Source organism: Ruminococcus sp. RTP21358st1_G6_RTP21358_211008 (assembly GCF_040908885.1).
Lineage (GTDB): Bacteria > Bacillota > Clostridia > Lachnospirales > Lachnospiraceae > Blautia_A > Blautia_A faecis.
Genome location: NZ_JBDGDM010000008.1, coordinates 24296 through 44400, shown reverse-complemented (window position 1 = coordinate 44400; position 20105 = coordinate 24296). Strand labels below are relative to the sequence as shown.

Annotated in this window: 22 protein-coding genes and 1 pseudogene; 1 reads left to right on the top strand and 22 read right to left on the bottom strand. The window is 44.8% G+C overall.

Features of this window, described 5'->3' with window-relative positions; translation table 11 throughout:
- Positions 1–7: 7 nt before the first annotated feature.
- On the bottom strand, positions 8–160 hold the full coding sequence (locus tag AB5Z12_RS04665; protein WP_347708387.1) for a DUF6783 domain-containing protein: 153 nt from the start codon (positions 158–160) through the stop codon (positions 8–10).
- Between AB5Z12_RS04665 and AB5Z12_RS04660 the strand changes: the two are divergent.
- Positions 110–217: pseudogene (locus tag AB5Z12_RS04660) on the top strand (DUF6783 domain-containing protein); the annotation flags it as partial. The gene AB5Z12_RS04665 and the pseudogene AB5Z12_RS04660 overlap by 51 nt on opposite strands.
- Positions 218–361: 144 nt before the next feature.
- Here the strand turns inward: AB5Z12_RS04660 and argR are convergent.
- The 21 genes from argR to gltX form a co-directional block, all read right to left on the bottom strand.
- Positions 362–817 (bottom strand): arginine repressor, encoded by a 456-nt coding sequence (gene argR / locus AB5Z12_RS04655; RefSeq protein ID WP_118581008.1) that lies wholly within the window; start codon positions 815–817, stop codon positions 362–364.
- A gap of 191 nt (positions 818–1008) precedes the next feature.
- Complete coding sequence (locus AB5Z12_RS04650) at positions 1009–1887, bottom strand: NAD(+)/NADH kinase (RefSeq protein WP_148462519.1); 879 nt, start codon at positions 1885–1887, stop codon at positions 1009–1011.
- A 56-nt stretch (positions 1888–1943) separates the two neighbouring features.
- Positions 1944–2768 carry a TlyA family RNA methyltransferase gene (locus AB5Z12_RS04645; RefSeq protein ID WP_118581011.1) on the bottom strand — a complete coding sequence of 275 codons (825 nt, stop codon included), beginning with the start codon at positions 2766–2768 and terminating at the stop codon, positions 1944–1946.
- Positions 2765–4648 (bottom strand): 1-deoxy-D-xylulose-5-phosphate synthase, encoded by a 1884-nt coding sequence (gene dxs / locus AB5Z12_RS04640; RefSeq protein WP_368357278.1) that lies wholly within the window; start codon positions 4646–4648, stop codon positions 2765–2767. The genes AB5Z12_RS04645 and dxs overlap by 4 nt, the downstream gene beginning before the upstream one ends.
- A 13-nt stretch (positions 4649–4661) precedes the next feature.
- Entirely contained in the window at positions 4662–5558 is an 897-nt protein-coding gene (locus AB5Z12_RS04635; RefSeq protein WP_118581017.1) for a polyprenyl synthetase family protein, read from the bottom strand.
- The gene (xseB, locus tag AB5Z12_RS04630; RefSeq protein ID WP_270431862.1) at positions 5542–5766 is read right to left on the bottom strand and encodes an exodeoxyribonuclease VII small subunit; all 225 of its coding nucleotides are present in this window, start codon (positions 5764–5766) and stop codon (positions 5542–5544) included. Before xseB ends, AB5Z12_RS04635 begins: the two co-directional genes overlap by 17 nt.
- A gap of 81 nt (positions 5767–5847) precedes the next feature.
- The gene (gene xseA, locus AB5Z12_RS04625; RefSeq protein ID WP_118581022.1) at positions 5848–7077 is read right to left on the bottom strand and encodes an exodeoxyribonuclease VII large subunit; all 1230 of its coding nucleotides are present in this window, start codon (positions 7075–7077) and stop codon (positions 5848–5850) included.
- Positions 7070–7627: a transcription antitermination factor NusB gene (gene nusB, locus AB5Z12_RS04620; RefSeq protein ID WP_118581025.1), complete on the bottom strand. Its 558-nt coding sequence runs from the start codon at positions 7625–7627 to the stop codon at positions 7070–7072. The genes xseA and nusB overlap by 8 nt, the downstream gene beginning before the upstream one ends.
- A 104-nt stretch (positions 7628–7731) precedes the next feature.
- A complete protein-coding gene (locus AB5Z12_RS04615; RefSeq protein WP_118581028.1) occupies positions 7732–8118 on the bottom strand; it encodes an Asp23/Gls24 family envelope stress response protein in 387 nt (128 codons plus the stop codon).
- Positions 8119–8301: 183 nt separating this feature from the next.
- Entirely contained in the window at positions 8302–9891 is a 1590-nt protein-coding gene (locus AB5Z12_RS04610; protein WP_118581031.1) for a peptide chain release factor 3, read from the bottom strand.
- 158 nt (positions 9892–10049) lie between these two features.
- Positions 10050–10745: a SpoIIIAH-like family protein gene (locus AB5Z12_RS04605; protein ID WP_118581034.1), complete on the bottom strand. Its 696-nt coding sequence runs from the start codon at positions 10743–10745 to the stop codon at positions 10050–10052.
- An 11-nt stretch (positions 10746–10756) separates the two neighbouring features.
- Positions 10757–11128, bottom strand: coding sequence for a hypothetical protein (locus tag AB5Z12_RS04600; RefSeq protein ID WP_226815050.1), 372 nt, complete (start codon positions 11126–11128; stop codon positions 10757–10759).
- Positions 11085–11651, bottom strand: coding sequence for a stage III sporulation protein AF (locus tag AB5Z12_RS04595; protein ID WP_368357277.1), 567 nt, complete (start codon positions 11649–11651; stop codon positions 11085–11087). The genes AB5Z12_RS04600 and AB5Z12_RS04595 overlap by 44 nt, the downstream gene beginning before the upstream one ends.
- An 87-nt stretch (positions 11652–11738) precedes the next feature.
- The gene (locus tag AB5Z12_RS04590; protein ID WP_368357276.1) at positions 11739–13007 is read right to left on the bottom strand and encodes a stage III sporulation protein AE; all 1269 of its coding nucleotides are present in this window, start codon (positions 13005–13007) and stop codon (positions 11739–11741) included.
- Positions 13004–13390 carry a SpoIIIAC/SpoIIIAD family protein gene (locus AB5Z12_RS04585; protein WP_118581049.1) on the bottom strand — a complete coding sequence of 129 codons (387 nt, stop codon included), beginning with the start codon at positions 13388–13390 and terminating at the stop codon, positions 13004–13006. Before AB5Z12_RS04585 ends, AB5Z12_RS04590 begins: the two co-directional genes overlap by 4 nt.
- A gap of 44 nt (positions 13391–13434) precedes the next feature.
- Positions 13435–13629: a stage III sporulation protein AC gene (gene spoIIIAC, locus AB5Z12_RS04580; protein WP_021924294.1), complete on the bottom strand. Its 195-nt coding sequence runs from the start codon at positions 13627–13629 to the stop codon at positions 13435–13437.
- Positions 13630–13703: 74 nt separating this feature from the next.
- Positions 13704–14219: a stage III sporulation protein AB gene (locus AB5Z12_RS04575; RefSeq protein ID WP_233456011.1), complete on the bottom strand. Its 516-nt coding sequence runs from the start codon at positions 14217–14219 to the stop codon at positions 13704–13706.
- Positions 14216–15124 carry a stage III sporulation protein AA gene (spoIIIAA, locus tag AB5Z12_RS04570; protein WP_330382709.1) on the bottom strand — a complete coding sequence of 303 codons (909 nt, stop codon included), beginning with the start codon at positions 15122–15124 and terminating at the stop codon, positions 14216–14218. The genes AB5Z12_RS04575 and spoIIIAA overlap by 4 nt, the downstream gene beginning before the upstream one ends.
- Positions 15125–15241: 117 nt before the next feature.
- Entirely contained in the window at positions 15242–16390 is a 1149-nt protein-coding gene (locus tag AB5Z12_RS04565) for a hypothetical protein (protein ID WP_226837125.1), read from the bottom strand.
- A 263-nt stretch (positions 16391–16653) separates the two neighbouring features.
- A complete protein-coding gene (locus tag AB5Z12_RS04560; protein ID WP_368357275.1) occupies positions 16654–18483 on the bottom strand; it encodes an ATP-dependent helicase in 1830 nt (609 codons plus the stop codon).
- Positions 18484–18502: 19 nt separating this feature from the next.
- Positions 18503–19957, bottom strand: a complete 1455-nt coding sequence (gltX, locus tag AB5Z12_RS04555; protein ID WP_195409220.1) for a glutamate--tRNA ligase — start codon at positions 19955–19957, stop codon at positions 18503–18505.
- Positions 19958–20105: the final 148 nt, after the last annotated feature.

Below are 20105 nucleotides of genomic sequence, written 5' to 3'. Positions count from 1 at the left end.
TAACTCCTTACTCTTTTCTCATACCCTTATAAACAGGCCTAGAGCGTGTTTGAAAAATCATTCCCGCAATCTGCACGCCCCACTTTGCGGGAGATTTCACCCGAATTCGGTTGCCGTAGCCCACTACGGCGCCCTCATCCGGGCGAAATCTCCCACAAATTGTGACGCACATCTTGCAGAAAGCCTTTTTCAAACACGCTCTAAAGCCCATATGTAATGTCAGGCAACGCTATGCTTCAAAGCCACACATGCCCTTCAGATAGTAACAATCGAGCAGGAAATTCCTGCCCGATCCACTTTATGTTCTCAGTCAGCTCTGAAACCCGATTGAAAATTCCGGTCATGCAAACTGTTTCCATTTTTATCTTCTGTTCAAAATACTGCCCAGCTTCTCCATGACACCCTCCGCCAGCTCAGAGCTTTTGCAGGCACACATAATCGTGTCATCTCCTGCAATACAGCCCAGGATTTCCGGCCATTTCAAGGCATCCAGAGCTGTGGCAACTCCCATTGCCATTCCGGTAACTGTTTTGATCACTACCAGATTCTGTCCAACCTCAATGGACACAACCGCATCATTTAACACTCTTGTATACTGGTCCCCAAGCCCTGGCTGTGTATCCTGCAGGATGGCATAGCGGGATTTCCCGTCTTTTCCTGCAACCTTGGTCATTTTCAGTGCACGGATATCTCGTGAAACCGTAGCCTGTGTCACCTTAAAACCGGCTTCATTCAATCTGGCTGCAAGCTCTTCCTGTGTATCTATGTCATATTCTTTTATCAGTTCGATAATTTTCTCATGTCTTGCTAATTTCACTTCTTAACCTCCCCTGCAAAGATTTTCTGCCCTGAAGTCTGTTAAAAAAGGCTGTCACTTACAATACCCCTTTTTCAAACAAGCTCTGAATGAACCTTTGCAACGCATTCTGAAAATGATATTATCAATAAAATTCCCATACTATGATCAATACTTATAATAATATTTGTATTCTGATACATTAATAAAAATCAGCTATCCCTCATTTTTTGTCTCAACACTTCAACAAAACTAAGATGATTCAGCTTCAAAATCCTGGTTTTCACCTCTGCCTTTCGGATCACAATCTTATCTCCTGTGATCATTGGAATTTCAGAATCCCCATCAAAAGAAGCCAGTCCTTTTTCACAATCCTGGTGACGTCCCTCTCCCATTTCCACCGTGATCACATCCTCCGCTGGGAAAACAATGCTTCGGCTGTTCAGAGTGTGTGGCGCGATCGGTGTCATAATCGTCATCTCTCCACTTGGTGAAACAATAGGACCGCCAACAGAAAGGCTGTATCCTGTCGAACCTGTAGGTGTGGAAATAATAATTCCATCAGCGTTATAAGAGTTCAGATATTCGTCATTGACAAAATTTTTAAATCTTACAACACGAAGGGGACCTTCCCTTGCAATTACAATGTCGTTTAAGGCAATATCCTTGCCAATGACCCTGTCTCCCCGGTAAACAGTCCCGGAGAGCATCATTCTCTCTTCCACCTCGTAGACATCCTCCGTAAGCTTGTCAAGAGCCTGGTATACAGACTGCCTGTCCACCTCAGCCAGAAAGCCCAGATTTCCAAGATTGACTCCCAGAAGGGGAATCTGACTGCGCTTCTTATCGTGAGCCGCCTGAATGTCTCTGGCAGCCTGAAGAAGGGTTCCATCACCGCCAAGTACGATAATGCACTGTGTTTCTTCCGGAATCTTTCTTGGATCCGTATAGTGGAACGGACCTGCAGTCTGTCTTCCTGCAAGCTGAACTTCACAGTGTCCGCCTCTTTTTCCAAGATAATCCACTACCCGGTCTGTAAATTCCAGATTTTTATCTTTTTCATTGTTGGTTATAATATAAAACTTATTCATACCAAAGTCCTGTATCTGTTTACTGTCCCCTGTAAGCAACAGCATTCAACTGCATACTATTTTTCTGCCGGTTTATCCAATGCTCCGTGTGCCTGTGCAACCACATCCTCCACTTTCACAGTAAGACTGTCCGGAACCTCCGTTCCCTCCGGTCTTTTCTTCAGATGCAGAAGATATTCAATATTTCCCTCTGGTCCTTTGATCGGAGAAAAAGAAAGATGGCATGGCTCGAGGGAAATACTCATGGCGAAATCCCTCACCTTCTCTATCACTTCCTCGTGTACAGCAGGATCACGGACAACCCCTTTCTTTCCCACCTTTTCCCTGCCAGCCTCAAACTGGGGTTTTATCAGGCAGACGATTTCGCCATCCTCTGTAAGAAGATTTCTCACAGGTCCCAGTACCTTGGTCAGGGAAATAAAGGAAACATCAATAGAGGAAAATGCAGGTTTCTCCTGGATATCCTCCGGTACCACATAGCGAATGTTGGTTTTCTCCATGCACACAACTCTTGGGTCGTTGCGAAGCTTCCAGTCCAGCTGGCCATATCCCACATCAATAGAATATACCTTCACACCGCCATTCTGAAGCATACAGTCTGTAAAACCGCCTGTAGAGGCGCCTACATCCATGCACACCTTCCCCTCAAGACTTACATCAAATTCATTCATTGCTTTTTCAAGCTTCAGGCCGCCGCGGCTTACATATGGAAGGGTGTTTCCTCTGACTTCCACTTTCACCGTTTCAGTAAACATGGAGCCTGCTTTATCTTCCTTCTGACCATCTACATAAACCTGTCCGGCCATGATATATGCTTTTGCTTTTTCTCTGGAAGGTGCAAGAGCGCGCTCCACCAGCATCATATCCAATCGTTTCTTCATTCTCTTATTCCTTCTGAATAGTTACCTGAAATTTTCTTTATCTTCTCTGCAATGGCATTGGCGCTAAGCCCCAGCTGTACCCTAAGACTGTCCACACCTCCATGAGGCACAAAACGATCCGGAATAGCCACTGGCAGCACCTGGATACCAGGATGATGTTCTTCCATATAACCGCATAACTGCTGTCCAAAGCCACCATTTTGCACATTTTCTTCTACTGTTACCACCAGGCTGTGATTCCGCGCCAGCTGATCCAGCAAAGCTGTATCTAATGGCTTTACAAATCTGACATTTACAAAGGTAGAATCAATTCCTTCCTTCTGTAATTCACTGCAGACCTCTGCACAGATCTCCACCATGCTTCCAAGTGCCAGAACTGCTACCTTACAACCGCTGTGAAGGACTTCACTTTTCCCCATCTCCACAGCTGTCTGATATTCCTGCAGCCCCTGATATGCATTACCTCTTGGGTAACGGATTGCTACCGGGCCATCCGCTTTCACAGCAAAGCGAAGCATTTCCTTTAACTCCCAGTCATTCTTCGGTGCCATCACTGTCATTCCAGGCATCATGCTGAGATAGGAAATGTCAAAATTGCCCTGATGTGTCTCACCATCTGCTCCAACAAGACCTGCCCTGTCCACTGCAAAGATCACATGAAGCTTCTGCATGCACACATCGTGAAGCATCTGATCCACAGCTCTTTGCAAAAAGGAGGAATAAATGGCAACCACCGGGACTACTCCGCCAAGTGCCAGTCCGGCTGCAAAGGAAACTGCATGCTCTTCTGCAATTCCTACATCAAAGAACCGGTCTGGAAATCTCTGGGAAAACTTTTTCAGCCCGGTACCATCAGGCATGGCAGCTGTAATGGCAACCAGCTTCTCTTCTTCTGCTGCCACCTGGCACAAAGCATCTGCAAACACATCCGTATAACCCGGACAGACCTTCTTCTGGGTTGGCTTTCCAGTCTTGATGTCAAACGGTCCGATTCCATGAAACATATCCGGATTCTGTCTTGCAGGTTCATAGCCACGTCCCTTTTCTGTAAGAACATGAACCACAACCGGTCCCTTCACACGCTTTGCCTCATTAAAAAGGCGCATCATCTGGCGCATATTATGCCCGTCCACCGGTCCAAGATAGGTCAGGCCCATATTTTCAAAGAGCATTCCCGGAATAAAAAGCTGCTTAATGCTGCTTTTCGTCCTTCTCACAGCATCCACCATAGCGGTTCCCACACGGGGAATCTTTTTTACCGCCTTATTCAAGCTCATTTTCATTCCGGTGTATGCTTCTGCAGTACGGATCGCACTGAGATAATTTGACATTCCTCCTACATTTGGAGAGATTGACATATTATTGTCATTTAAAACAATTATAAAATTGGTATCCAATTCGGCTGCATTATTCAGCGCCTCATAAGCCATACCGCCTGTAAGCGCACCATCGCCGATCACAGAAACCACATGATAATTCTCTCCAAGAAGATCCCTTGCATGCACATAACCAAGGCCTGCAGAAATAGAATCTGAGCTATGTCCCGCGTCAAAAGAGTCGCAATTGCTCTCCCCTCTTTTTGGAAAACCACTCAGTCCGCCTTCCTTGCGCAGGGTCTCAAATTCACCTTTTCGTCCGGTGAGGATCTTATGAGTGTATGCCTGATGGCCTACATCCCAAATCAGCTTGTCATCTGGAAAATCCAGTACATTATGCAGTGCCAGTGTAAGTTCTACCACTCCAAGATTGGATGCCAGATGTCCTCCTGTCCTGCTGACGGATTCAATCAAAAAGCTTCGTATTTCTTCTGCCAGCTGCGGAAATTCAGCCAGAGGAATTTTGTGAATATCGTTGGGCTTTTTTATTTTATCCAGAATCATTTGTATCCTTCTTTCACTTCCTGCGTCCCACCAGCTCGTTCACCAGAGTAAACAGGAATTCATTTTTCTTATTCAGTCCTTCAAACAAAGTAACTGCCTCATCTGACAGCTTCTTCACCTGCTGTGATGCTTTCTCAATTCCCATAAGTGTCACATAAGTAGTCTTATGGTTCTTCTCATCACTGTGAATTGGCTTACCCAGCTCTTCCTCGGTGCTGGTCACATCCAGGATATCATCCTGGATTTGGAACGCAAGGCCGATATTTTTTGCTGCTTTTTCTACTATAGCAGTCTCTTCTTCCGTGGCACCTCCAAGAATTGCGCCTGTCATCACAGAGGCTTCAATAAGTGCAGAAGTCTTATTCTCATAAATATAATCAATCATCTCACGGCTCATAGGCTTGCCGTCATTTTCCACATCCACACTCTGTCCGCCAAGCATTCCGTAAAGTCCGGTCTTATGGGACATTACCTTCAGTGCCTGAATCACATGTGCCTGACAATCTGGTGTATCTGCCGTGTCAAAAGCTGTAAGCATCACTTCATAAGCATAATTGAGAAGTGCCACACCGCTAAGAACCCCCATAGCTTCCCCATAAACTTTATGAGTAGTAAGACGTCCTCTCCGGTAATCGTCATTATCAAGAGCCGGAAGATCATCATGGACCAGTGAATGGGTATGAATCATCTCCATTGCTGCCATAAAAGGATATGCCAGCTTCTCTTCTCCTCCAAACAGCCTTAAGGTTTCCAGGATCAGCATAGGGCGAAGGCGCTTTCCTCCTGCCAGAATACTGTAATTCATTGCCTGTGCCATAGTCTTCGCAAAACCTTCCTCTTCCGGAAGATAAGACTGGATCACTTTATTAATTTCTTCTGTTCTTTTTTTTAATTCATCTTGAAAATTCACCAAGGCTACCATCCTCATTCATCTGCAGCATTTTTTTCTCAACAGTATCAAGCTTATCATTACAATATTTCAGAAGCTCCATTCCCTGTTTATAAAGGCGAAATGAATCTTCCAGGGAGGTCTCACGGTCTTCCAGCCTTCTCGCCAGAACATCCAGCTCTGAAAAAGCCTCCTCCAGAGTTTTCTCTTCTTTTTTCTCATCAGCCATCCTTCCGCACCTCCGTCTTTATTGCTGCACACATTGTGCACAGAAGTCTTTTACTAGCTATGCACGATCTGCATGCTGACTTTATTTTTCACTGTCTGTATCTGCTCCGTAACTGCTGGCTTTTGTATTCTGTACAGACGCCTCTATTGTACCATCTGTAACATAAATCAGCAGACCATCCCCTTGTTTTACCTGTGAAACGCTTGTCAATGTCTTTCCTTCCTTATCAGAGACGTAGGAGTAACCCTGATTCAGCTTCCGAAGAGGAGAAAGACCGTGAAACCTTTCCAGATAGAGGGACAGTCTGTGTCTTTTATCTTTTATCTTTTGTTCCATGGCAGACTGGATTCGTTCCTGCACATCTGCCGCATACTGCTGACGGTCACGCAGACGGCTCTCTGGATTCAGATACTGAAGACGTGTTCCATATCTTTCCAGTTTTGCCCTGTTTACGTCAATTTTATTCCACACTGCCCGTTCCAGCCGTTCCTGATACCCTTGCATGGAATTCAAAAGAGTCCGGCAGTCAAAATAGGCGAGTTCTGCCGCTGCTGAAGGTGTAGGGGCACGAAGATCCGCCACAAAATCCGCGATGGTAAAGTCAGTCTCATGTCCCACTGCAGAAATTACAGGTGTATGGCACTCAAAAATCGCCCTTGCCACCTCTTCTTCGTTAAAAGCCCATAGTTCCTCAATAGAACCACCGCCCCGGCCTACAATGATCACATCCACGCCTGCCTCGTCCAGCATGCGGATACCACGTACAATACTGGCCGCTGCTCCCTCTCCCTGCACAAGTGCCGGGTAAAGAATACTCTGGATAAAAGGATTTCTTCGGGTGGAAACGTTGATAATATCCCGAATCGCAGCACCTGTAGGAGATGTGACAATCCCCACTCTGTGGGCAAATTCCGGTATGGGCTGCTTATACTCCTGTGCAAACATTCCCATATCCTCCAGCTCCTGCTTCAACGCCAGGTATCTTTCATAAAGCGCACCAGCTCCCTCTAAAGTAATCTCCTTCGCATAGAACTGATATGCGCCATCTCTTTCATAAACATCTACTCTGCCCCCGGCTATCACCTTGTCTCCGTCTTTCATGCGGAAAGCAAGACCTTTTCTGGAACCTGCGAACATAACGCATTTCAGTGTGCCGCCTTCGTCCTTTAATGTAAAATAGATGTGTCCTGTGGAGTGGTATTTACAGTTGGATACCTCTCCCTTTACATAAATATTCTGTAAAAAATAGTCCTGGGTAAACATGTTCTTCACATAGCGGTTTACCTGACCAACAGAATAGACATTATTCATTTTTATTTTCCGGTGCCCTAGAGCTTACATTGCGGTTGACAACTACCACCTTTTTGGAAGGATCCTTTACCTTGAAACCGGATTTCGGTCTTGCAGAGGTCTGTTCTTCTTTCTTAGAAGATGCCTTTCTTGCAGCAACCTTCTTATCCGGGTTGGCAATCTTTCCAAGGATTCCGTTTACGAATGCACCGGACTCTTCAGAACCGAAGCATTTCGCCAGTTCTACAGCCTCATTGATGGCAACTCCTACCGGCACTTCCTCTTTCTCATATTCAAGCTCATACACAGCCAGACGAAGAACTGTCAGATCAACACGGTTCATACGGCTTGTCTTCCATCCCATACTGATGCTGTTCAGCTTCTCATCAAGCTCATCTGTGTGGTTCATAATGTTCATATATTTGCGGCTGATATAGTCCCGGTCGCTCTCTTCCAGATTCTCAATATCAGCTAAATATAAAGCCAGCTGCTCTTCCATTTCTTTCTGTGTATTAAACTCGCTGATAAAAAGCAGCTTAAAAATATGTTCTCTCTGTTCCCTTCTTCTCATGTTTCCTCCTACTATCTGTAACTCCCGAAAATCCCTGCAAAGAAATGTCAGCTCACGCAGACATTCATAGAAAAAAAAGGAAAGGTTTACTTTCCTTTTTTCGTTTACTTGCTTTTTTCATTCTCCATATCTACGCTTGCAATATGAATATTGACATCTGCAACCTCAAGTCCTGTCATGTTCTCAATGGCTGCTTTTACTTTCTCCTGAACCTTCTTGCTGGTCTCAAGGATATTCATGCCATATTCAATATTCAGGGTAAGGTCAACGCTTACCACACTGTCAACAATTTCAACCTTAACTCCCTTGGAGAGATTCTTCATTCCAAGCTTGCTTACCAGCTCATTGGTAATATTACCTGCCATGGAGGCAACTCCGTCTACTTCTGTAGCGGCAAGTCCGGCGATAATAGTAACGACCTCATCTGCGATCTGAACCTCACCGATTCCCTCAATATCCTGTATTTTATATGTTGTTCTCTTCTCTGCCATGCTTACAAACCTCCTAGGTTTAATCTGCCGGCTGCCGGAAAATTCGCATCTTTCCCCGAGGCCAGCGTCAAATCTGCCTTACGGCGTATTTACACGAAACGGACTATCCCACGCATCTGCGCAGTTCTATTTCTATCCGAGACTTTCTTTAATTATAGCAAAATGCGTCAAAAATGAAAAGAGTTATTTACTGAATTCTGTTAATATTAAATCCGGATTTCTGTCTTCTGTCATGCCCACACTCCATGCATTGATAAACAGAAGCAACGGATTGCCTTTCAGATCTGTAACCTTCTTCATGTCAGAAGTTCCGACGATCTTGTCCACCTGAATCTCATCCTTGTTCGCAATCCATCTGATGTGCTCATATGGCAGATTTTCCAGACGAATTTCCACATTATACTCGTTCTCCAAACGATATTTCAAAACATCAAACTGGAGCACACCAACAACGCCCACAATGATCTCTTCCATATTTCCGTAAAGCTCCTGGAAAATCTGGATGGCACCTTCCTGTGCGATCTGGTTAATTCCCTTTACAAACTGCTTTCTCTTCATGGTATCCAGAAGTCTTACCCTTGCAAAGTGCTCCGGTGCAAATGTAGGAATGCCCTCAAATGCAAATTTTTTTCCAGGCGTACAGATCGTATCTCCAATAGAGAAAATACCGGGATCAAATACACCGATAATATCTCCTGCATAAGCCTCCTCAACTACATGGCGTGACTCAGCCATCATCTGCTGGGGCTGAAGAAGTCTCATCTTCTTATCCCCCTGTACATGATAAACCTCCTGGGAGGCATCGAATTTGCCGGAGCAGATACGCATAAATGCAATTCTGTCACGGTGAGCCTTATTCATATTTGCCTGAATCTTAAATACAAAAGCAGAAAAATCATCGCTCATAGGATCAACAAGACCTGAGTCTGCCATTCTTGGAAGAGGTGACGTAGTCATCTTCAGGAAATGCTCCAGGAAAGTCTCAACACCAAAATTGGTAAGAGCGGATCCAAAGAACACAGGAGTCAGTTCTCCCTTACTTACCATCTCCTGATCGAACTCGGCACTTGCGCCATCCAGAAGCTCGATTTCCTCCAGAAGCTGTTCTTTCTGCTCCGGATCCATAACCTCAAGTGCATGAGGAGAATCCAGATCGATTTCCTCAATAGTTCCCTCCTTGGTACCTTTCTGGGTATCTGTGAAAGTAAGGATCTTATTCGTGTTGCGGTCGTAAACACCGCGGAATTTCTTACCGGAACCGATTGGCCAGTTAATAGGGCAGGTTGCGATTCCAAGCTCTTTTTCGATCTCGTCAAGAAGATCAAAGGTATCGTTGGCATCACGGTCCATTTTATTGATAAAAGTAAAAATAGGAATGTGTCTCATAACGCAGACCTTGAACAGCTTTCTGGTCTGTGCCTCAACACCCTTGGACCCATCGATTACCATAACTGCAGAATCTGCAGCCATCAGGGTACGATAAGTATCCTCTGAGAAATCCTGATGTCCAGGAGTATCCAGAATGTTGATGCAGTAACCGTCATAATGGAACTGCAATACGGAAGAAGTAACGGAAATACCTCTCTCCTTTTCAATTTCCATCCAGTCTGATACTGCATGGCGGGCCGTTGCCTTTCCTTTAACACTACCGGCCAGATTAATGGCTCCGCCATACAGCAGGAATTTCTCAGTCAGAGTAGTCTTACCTGCATCCGGGTGGGAAATGATGGCAAAGGTTCTTCTTTTTTCTATTTCTTTCGTATACTTCGACACGTTTAGCCTCCTATTTGAATTCTCTATTTCAGACACGCTCTAGAGCGTGTATTCTTACATTTTTGCAGCATTCCTATTCTAGTATAAGGACTGCTGCACTGTCAAGGGGGTATATCATGGATTTACTGTAGTATTATCACGGATTTACTGTAGTATTATCACGGATTTACTGTAGTATCATCATCAATATCCACGGAAGTCTCCAGTGATTCATCTTTATTTACCAGTTCTTCCTCGCTTTCATTTAACGGCGTGATCACAATATTTTCCGGCGCAATTCCCGTTTTTCTTTTCACAATGTCTTCAATCTGAGCCCGTTTTGCATCTGTCAGATCTGCTTCCGGAACCACCACATCTGCCGTTTCTCCGGTAAGGTTTACGATCACATTTTCGAAGCCTTTGGCTTCCAGAAGAAGTTCTGCTGCCGACTCTTTTTCCGTCAGATCCGCCATGGAAACCATTGTGCTCACAGCCTCCTGCTTCTGGTCATCTCCCAGATCCTGGTTGTTAATAATAGCCTGCAGGTCTGCTTTATTCTGGGAACGGATCTGTTCTCTGGAAAGTTTGGCCTGGGCCGCAAAATCAGAAGCCGCAGTAAGTACAGCTTCCCCCGGCGTGCTGGTGGTCTGATCCTGCACATCCGTAAGGCTGCTATCCGCCCCGTTCTCATCCAGAAGGGCTGTTTCATCGGTCAGATCATAGTCTACATCCTCCAGAATACTGCTGCTGTCCGCGCTTGCCTCCTTATTTTTCAGGCCAAGATCTACATCTGCAAAATTCAGGTATCCTGCAACTGCGATCAGAACCGCCAGTGAAGTAATGATTACCTGGTTCTTTTTCAGAATCTTTTTCACTTTACCTCTCCTCATTTCATTTTCATTACTTTAATTTTATGGGCATCCAGCTGAAATAATGCCATAACTCCTTCTACAATATTCCTGGAAACCACAGAATTATCTGCTCCTTCCGCCGCGATCAGCACTCCGGTCACCGCCTGATTTCCGGAATCGTAGAAACTGCTGCTGTCTTTTTCTTCCCCTGTCATAAGGAGCACCCGCACTTTTCCCACTCCTTCTGTCTGGGATAAAAGATCTTCCAGTTTTTTCTCCAGAACTGTCCGTTCTGCATCTGTATTTTTCTCAGAAGAAGCTGAAAAAAAGGAACTGCTTTTTACTTCCGGGGAGCTATCCTTTTTATCGGATACCGGAAGTGCAATTACCGTAAGCAGAAGTCCCAAAAGGAGAAGAATCACCCATTGTCTGCTTCCCATTTTCCCAAGCAAGGACTTCACAGTTTTCTTCCCTGATTCCCCAGTTTGCTGCAAGTTCATCTTTTATCCCCCTCTCAAGCTCTCCATCTGGCACCTCCTTCGTCCACAGGCAGACTTTTAACAGCTCCCCTTCTATATGTACTTTGCATGCCGTCACTTCTATGCCTTTCTTTTTCAAAGATTCCGGAATATTTTTCTCAAGCTGCTCCTCCACACCTTTTTCCAGAAGGCTTTTCTGAAGATTTTCCATATCAAGAGTGAGCCGTTTTTTTTCTTCCTGCTGGTAAAGGCTGGAAAAGCTTTCCGGCAGTGTTTTAGCTTTTTCCAGAATGGAAAGCATGGGAGTGATCAGCATAACCATCAGCAAAAGTCCCATAAAAAAATGCACATAACGCTGATATTTCCCGGTAGGCACCAGATGGATGAGCATAGTCAACAGAATATAAAATATGGCAAGGCATTTGATCCAGCTGTAGATGGCTTCTTTCATAATATATCACTTCCCGCATCCCATTTTGGTCCCATATCTCAGTCATATGCTCAGGTTATTATGGTTCATTTCCGCTTACTGTTACTTTTATCCGCCTACAGACGCCATGAGAACTATAAAGGTAAGCACACACAGAATTTCCGCAGTCAGCATGATCCGCAGAAGCAGGGCACAGCCTTCTCCCATTGTGCCAAGGCAGCCTACGATTCGTTTGTCTGATACAGGCTGTGCCACTGCACCAAGGAAGCGAAAGCTAAGGGATAGGAGACCATAATGAATCACAGGTCCGGCTCCTGCAAGAAGCAGAACCACCACCGCCATTGCTCCAAGACAGTTTTTCACAAGCAGTGCCCCTGCCAGAATCAATTCTGTTACCGCATTTACGGCATTTCCCACAGCCGGAATCGCTCCGGCAGTTCTGCCCAGGGCAGTTCGTTTGATGGCATCCATGGCAGGCGCAACCAGTCCTCGTACCGCCTGAAGCCCAAGGACAGCCCCAAGCATGGTTTTCAGGCTCCAGTTGATCATAGTTTCCAGAAGTTCTGCCATCTTGCTTAACATATCCTCTTTGGAAAGATGGTTCACCATACAAAGAAGAACATACAGATTAGCCCCTGGCAGAATCAAAGTGAGAAGAAGCCATTCCACCAGCCACACCAGAAGAAGAACCCCCTGATAAAATACAGAAGCCGTGACAGCTCCTGATGCTGCTGAAACTGCCACGAAATAAGCAGGTGCCAGGCCTTTCATAAACTGAGTCATCCATTCCAGCTGTTTTCCAAGAGAAACTCCAAGCTGCTGATAGCTGTTCATCAGAATGGTAAATAATAAAAGATATACCATGTAAAAACTTACCTCTCCAATCTGGCTGTTTTCAAATACCTCTGCAAAATTTGAAAAAACAGCAGCTGCCAGCACCAGGAGAAGAATGCGAAAAAAATTAGCCCGTTCTTTTTCCAGCCGTTCAAAAAAGAGGCTGCGCAGAAATTGCTGCACCGCCTCTTTTGAAAATACTGTTTCGCCGTTTATCATGTTTTTTAATGCTGTTCCTATGGAGAAGCTGTCCTCTCCCAGCATTTCATCCATTAAAGTTTGTACCTGTTCGAAAGACATGTCAGAAACCAGCTGCTCCGTAATGCCCTCAGAATCAGCGGAAGCTGCACAATAGCCAATACCTGCTGTTACCGTTTTCTCCGTTGTCTCTTCCTCTGTTTCGACTGCTGTTTCACCTGTAAAACTCTCAGCTTCCATGTTCTCTGCGTTTACATTTATTTTTCTGGTTCCCATCAGAATCCATACTACAAACAACAATGCAGCAATTACCTGCCATTTTTGTTTTTTTCTCCAGAACCTCATACCATGAACTCCTGAATCGTCTTCAGAAGTGCCATAAGCACCGGCATGCTCAGCACCATCACCGACAATTTACAGAACAGCTCGATCTGAGCCGCTGTTGTGCTGTAGCCTGCATCTTTACAGATTCCGGAGGCAAACTGGCCGATGTAGGTAATTCCGATCATTTTTACCAGTGTGGAAATATATTCCGTATCCACTGGAAGTGTCTCCTGGATTTTCCCCAGAGATTCAAACAGGTAATAAATTTTCCCCACAGCAAGTCCCATGATCACAAGACCAATTCCAACTGTAATAAAACAGGCGTATTCCGGTTTGGTTCCTTTCATAAGAAATCCAAGAATAACACCGCATACGCCTAGTAACGAAATCTTTATAATGTCCATTTTCCACCTCCTGAACACAGGTGACAGGATATTGGTGAATCAGATCACAATTCAAATAATTTTTTTATGCTGTCAAACAACTCATAAATATATGGTACGATCCAGAAGAGTACCACAAGGAGACCTGCCAGGCTGACTAAAAAAGCCTGCTCCTCTCTGCCGCTGTGTTTCAGAACCTGAGAAAGCACGGAGACCAGAATCCCCACAGCAGCTATTTTAAAAATAATACTGACTTCCAAGGGGGCCTCCTTTCTTACCGTTATCTGCCTTACATAACCGTTTTCCAGGCAATTTTTCCAGATATTATATGAAATTACCACAACAGGACTGCCAGCAGAATTCCGCCCAGAATTCCCATGCTCTGATATGTTTTCTGCTGCTTTGGCATAGCACTTTTCAGAGTCTTTATCCTGTAGCCTAGCTCCTCCTCCAGAAGTGTCAGCTGTGCCACCTGCATTTCCCTGTCCAGATATCCCAGTTTTTCACCCAGAGAAAGAAAGCTTTCCCGCTCTTCCTCTGAAAGTTTGTAAAGGGGAAGCAGTCTTGCCGCGCATTCCCTGAAAATCTCATCAAAGGTAATTCCAGGCCGCTGCTGAAGCCATCCTGCAGTTTCTTTGAGAAAAAGCCTGTACTCTCCTGGCATTTTTGCTGCAGCATCAAGAAAGGCATCTTCCAACGTCGCCCCTGTGCAGCGGATTTCCCCTTTCAGTAACAGAAGAAGCTGAGCCAGTTTTTCCAGAATTTTCAGTCTGGCTGTCAATTCCATGCTTTTACACAACCCAAGACCTGTTCCGGAAAAAAGGATCAGAATGATTCCTGCTGTTTTCAACAAGGCCTCCCGTTTCTGTCATAAATTCCAAGTATGGTTCCCGCATGTTCTCCCTTGTCCAGGAAAATATACCGTTCAAACACTCTTCTTCTCACCAGCCTTTCAAAATAAGGCTGATGGATCACGTCCTCAATGGAATTTCCATGAGCGGTGGCGATTACTTTACATCCACTGTGAATCACAGATTCCACAGCTTTAAAGTCTTCTTTCCGTCCCAGTTCATCTACGGCCACAACTGCCGGAGACATAGAACGGATCAGCATTTCCATCCCTTCTGCCTTTGGACAGCCGTCCAGCACATCCGTACGCATACCAAGGTCATTCTGGGGAACTCCCTGATAGGAACCGGCAAGCTCACTTCTCTCATCTACAACGCCAACCGTTACCCCCGGCATTTTTTTCTTTTCCTCACCATTGCTCAGCTGACGGATAATATCCCGAAGCAGGGTTGTTTTCCCCCCTCTTGGCGGAGAAACGATCAAAGTATGCGCTACCCAGTCTTTTTTGCGGATATAGGGCATCACCTGGTCTGCACAGCCTACCACTTCGTGAGCCAGACGTACATTTATACAGGAAATATATTTCATTCCCTGGATCTCATTGCCGTCAAGAATCACCTTTCCGGTAACACCTACCCGATGACCTCCCTGAACAGTAAGAAACCCCTGGCGCATTTCATCTTCATAGGAATAAAGGGAATAACCACTTATATATTCCATGGTTTCCTTCAGATCTTCCCTTGTCACCACGTATTTACCATCATGGTCGGTAAGGAAACCCTCACCTCCGTCATAGGTGTAGAACAGCGGTCGTCCTACTCTTAACCGTATCTCATATATTTTGTCATAATCAAGGTTTGCATTCATCAACAGTCTGCGGATATTGCCCGCAAACAGGTTCTGAATCTGCTCTGCTTCTATGTTGTATCACCTCTCAATTTTAATATATGTGGACAATCCCGGATTCATTCTTAAATAAATCCCCCAGATTTACACGCTCTAGAGCGTGTTTGAAAAGGCATTCTAATACTGGCTCACATTACTCTGTATGCTCTGCTGGTATTCTTCCATTCTGGGAAGGCTCAGTTTTAAAACCCTGTCCACAATATTCACAGACGCTGAACTATATGCATAGGCAGCGGATTCAAACAGCACGTACAAGTCATCCCCATCCACAAAAATCTGTTCGATTCGTTCCGGAAACCGATAGCTGACAGCAGAATTTTCATCTACATAAAGCCTTTTATCGGATTTCTCATAAAATACCACTCTGGAAGGCAGAATTCCAAAGGAATGAGACAAAAGAAGCTTGTCGTTATAAAAAGCCATTCCCTGTGCCTGTTCGGAAATGGTGGAATAATCAAGGGGAACTGCCATCCCAAAGTTCATTCCCAGACCTTCATCCATAGTATTTATCAGGTTTCCCTGATCATCTACTGCATATCTTGCAATTGCACTGTCTGTATATTTTGTAAAGCAGCCAACGTATAGACACCCATCATAAAAGGTCATAAAGGAATCACGGACGATTCCGTAAAGGCTGGCTATCTGGTTGGTCGCGATAGGATGCCTACCCGCATCATAGTCATAATTTTCAATGGATTCCATGGTAAGACTCACTGCCTGGGCAAGCTCCTGCGTATTTGAAGAATACCACAGAATCTGATGTTCACTGTCATACGCCAGACCGCCAACATGTGGCTGTCCGGGCAAAATAATTTCTTTTATAAAACGGTGCGATTCTTTATTAATCATATAGATCACAGAGTTATGCTTTTTCGCATGACAATAGGCACTTACAAAAACATAATCCTCTGTTACTGCCAGACCCTGCGGTGTCATAGTGGTACACATGGCCGGCATATCACCTTCACTGGTAAGAAGGGTTCGTGTTGCTTTCAGACCAGGAATAATATAGGTTCCGTATTCCCGCTCTTTTTTCCTGTCTTCAAAGGCAAATGCCATCAGCTCTTCTTTCTGGGAAAGCATCTGGATCTGTCCACGAAGCGTATAGTAAGCCGCTTCCTGATTGGTGGTTTTCCTCTTGGTGGGCGGCTCATTTCTGCCTCTGTATATAAAGGCATATGCCAGATAAGATCCCACAATGACCAGAACCATGATCAGGATCCTGAGCCAGAAAATGCGGTTTCTCCATTTCATCTTTTTCTTCATTTATCTGCACTGCTTCCGCAATAGTACTCTTTTGGTAACTGTTCCGTACCTTCACAATTACATGCTTTACAATTGCATGCTTCGCGATACACAAAAAATCATGCTTTCCATGATTTCACGCCGCAATTCCCGGGCTTTCTGTGAACTGTGTTCACAAAAACAACCTCGCGGAATACTGTCTCCTGAATAGTTACCTCTTTTTTTGTTATAATTTCACAACAGACATCATTATACTTTATCAGGTTTACGTTTACAAGAGGAAATTAGAACAGCCCGGTTTCTTCCAGAAACCGTGAAGGGTCACGCTCTTTATCGTACTGACGGCGCACATAACAGAGCATAAGTTCTTTCTTCGCCCGGGTCATGCCTACATAAAAAAGCCGGCGTTCTTCTTCCAAGGACTCTGCCAGAACCGCTTTTTTATAGGGAATGCTCCCTTCGTTTACATTCATAATATAAACTTTATCGTATTCCAGCCCTTTTACCGCATGAAGGGTGGAAATTACAATCCCTTCCCTTTTCGTCTCCTGTTTTTTCGCCTGTTCGGCCAGTTTCTTTGTGTAATCCTCTATGTAGTTTTCCCACTCTTCCAGGGTTTTCATGCCTTTGGCACTTTCCTGTATGCGGTCAAGGACCTCAAGGAGCTCCTCTGGACGAATTTTACGATACTGGGCATATTCAATCAGATACTGCTCGTAGCCCATTCCTTTTCGGATAAAATTCACTGCAGCATAGGGTGCTAAAGTGGAAAGAATCCGAAGATGTGTTTCCAGTGTGGTAATCCTGTCGCACATCCAGTCTTTATCTTTATAGAAATCTCTCAGTGCAGAAAATGAGATTGTGGTCTGAGTCAGGGCATCCCTTGCTATATACCGGTTGGGGCGGTTCATGATTTCCAGGAAAAGCTTTCGCGTCCTGTCTCCTGCTGCCATTTTCAGATATGCCATCAGGTTTCTGCTGATCCAATGCCGGAACAGATTGGGCAGCTGTTCTTTCATGGTAAAAGGAATCTGGTACTCCATCAAGGCTCCAACAAGCCCCTCTGCCTCCTGATTGGTACGAAAAAGCACTGCAGTATTCTCCAGATTCTCTCCTGCCTCCAGCCGCTTCTTCAAAAAAGCGGCAATCTTCACATACTCTTCTCTTGGATTGTCAAATTCCATCACCTTCACAGGTTTTCCCTGCTCATTTGGCGTAGACAGCCTCTTCTTAAAGCGGATCTGGTTGCAGCCCACCACATTCATGGCTGCCTGAAGTACATTTTTCGTACAGCGATAATTAATGTCCAAAAGAACCGTTTCTGCCTTAGGATAATCTTTGGTAAAGTTCAGCATGATCTCTGGCTTGGCGCCACGGAAATGATAAATAGACTGATCATCGTCTCCCACTATGAACAGGTTATCCCTGGGCTTTGCCAGCATCCTTACAATATCATACTGGAGATGGTTGATATCCTGAAATTCATCTACCATAATGTATTGGAATTTGTTTTGCCATGCCGCCAGGATATCTTTTCTCTTGACAAAAAGTTCATAGCAGCAAAGAAGCATGTCATCGAAATCCAGTTTTCTTCTCTGACGCAAAGCCTTCTGATACCCATTATAAATCTGGCGGAATATCTCATCCGGGCAGCAGGAAGAATAATAGTGATCCAAGGAAATCCTCCCCCCTTTTACCACGCTGATTTCCTTTGCCACATCCTCCTGGAAATCTCCCTCCTGCGCTAGTTCCTGACCAAATTCCAGAATCATTTCTTTTAAAATGGCATATTTTTCTTCTTCTGACAAAATATTGCCGGCACTAAGTCCATAAGCCTGCTTCAGGATTCCGTAAAAAACACCGTGAAAGGTTCCGAAGGTAACAGCCGTGGAGGTCTGTCCGGTAAACTTCAGAAAACGCTCTCTCATCTCTTTTGCTGCAGCCCGGGAAAAGGTTACAACAAGAACAGAGGACGCCGGTATTTCCCCCTCACCAGTCATATATGCAGTTCTTTCAACGATCACTGAAGTTTTCCCCGAACCGGGGCCTGCCAGAACCATCATAGGTCCTGACAGGTGGGCGATTGCCCTTAATTGAGATGGATTTTTCTTCATAATTGAGACAGATTCTTCATTACAGATTCTCAAGCTTCTCAATTGCAGCTTTCACACGGCGGATTGTCTCATCCTTGCCAATGATCTCCATGATCTCGGTAGCGCCTGCCGGTGTCATCTGCTTACCTGAAACAGCTGTACGAAGAGGCCACATTACATAGCCGTTCTTGTAACCTTTCTCCTTGACAAATTCACTTAAGGAAGCGAACAGCGGATCATTGGTGTAATCCTCCTGAGCTTCCAGAAGCGGAAGAACTTCTTTCAAAACTGTAAGAGAAGTCTCTTCGTTTGTTTTCATTTTCTTATGGCAATACATAGATGCATCATACTCCGGAACTTCCTGGAAGAAATCAATCAATGCCGGAATGTCAGGGAAAGTTTCGATTCTGGTCTGAACCATTCCTGCAATTTTCTTAAAGTTAAAGTCTCCCTTCAGAACTTCCTTCATGTATGGAAGTGCTCTTTCATAAAATACTTCCGGATCCATTTTCTTAATATACTCGCCATTCATCCAGCGAAGCTTGTTAATATCAAATACAGCCGGAGATTTATTAATGTGATGATAATCAAATTTTTCAACCAGTTCCTTGAGACTGAAGATCTCGTTATTATCTGCCGGACTCCAGCCCAGAAGTGCAACATAGTTTACAATTGCCTCGGAAACAAATCCCTGATCCAGAAGATCCTCATAGGAGGAATGTCCGGAACGTTTGGACAATTTGGCGTGAGTTTCATCCGTGATCAGTGGACAATGTACATAAACCGGAATATCCCAGCCAAATGCCTCATAGATACGGTTGTATTTCGGGGAAGAGGAAAGATATTCATTGCCTCGTACCACATGTGTGATTCCCATAAGATGATCGTCTACAACGTTAGCAAAATTATAAGTCGGATATCCGTCAGATTTGATCAGGATCAGATCCTCAAGTTCCTCATTGTTTACTGTAATATCTCCGTAAATTACATCATGGAAAGTGGTAGTTCCCTCTGTAGGCATGTTAAAACGGATTACATGTGGCTCTCCGGCATCCAGACGGCGCTGAACTTCTTCCTTAGAAAGCTTCAGGCAGCGTTTGTCATAAATGGAAATCTCCTTGCCTGCTACCACACGCTTCATGCTCTCTAATTCTTCCTTCTGGCAGAAGCAGTAGTATGCATCGCCCTGGTCTACAAGCTGTCTGGCATATTTCATGTAAATCCCCTGTGCCTGGCGCTCGCTCTGTACATATGGGCCATATCCACCGTCCTTATCCGGACCTTCGTCATGAATAAGACCAGTCTTCTCCATAGTACGATAAATAATATCTACAGCGCCCTCTACATAGCGCTCCTGGTCTGTATCCTCAATACGGAGAATAAAATCTCCGCCTTCATGCTTTGTAATAAGATATGCGTATAACGCAGTACGTAAATTTCCAACATGCATTCTGCCTGTAGGGCTTGGTGCAAATCTGGTTCTGATCTTAGTCATGTCTTCTCTATTCTCCCTGTTTATTCTTTCTTATCTTCTGCTGCTATTCCGTGATGGCAACTGCCTTTTCACATTATATACCTAATCCATTCAAAATGTCTATAGAAAAAATCCCCCTGAAGCCCAGCCTCAGGGAGATCGTTACGTT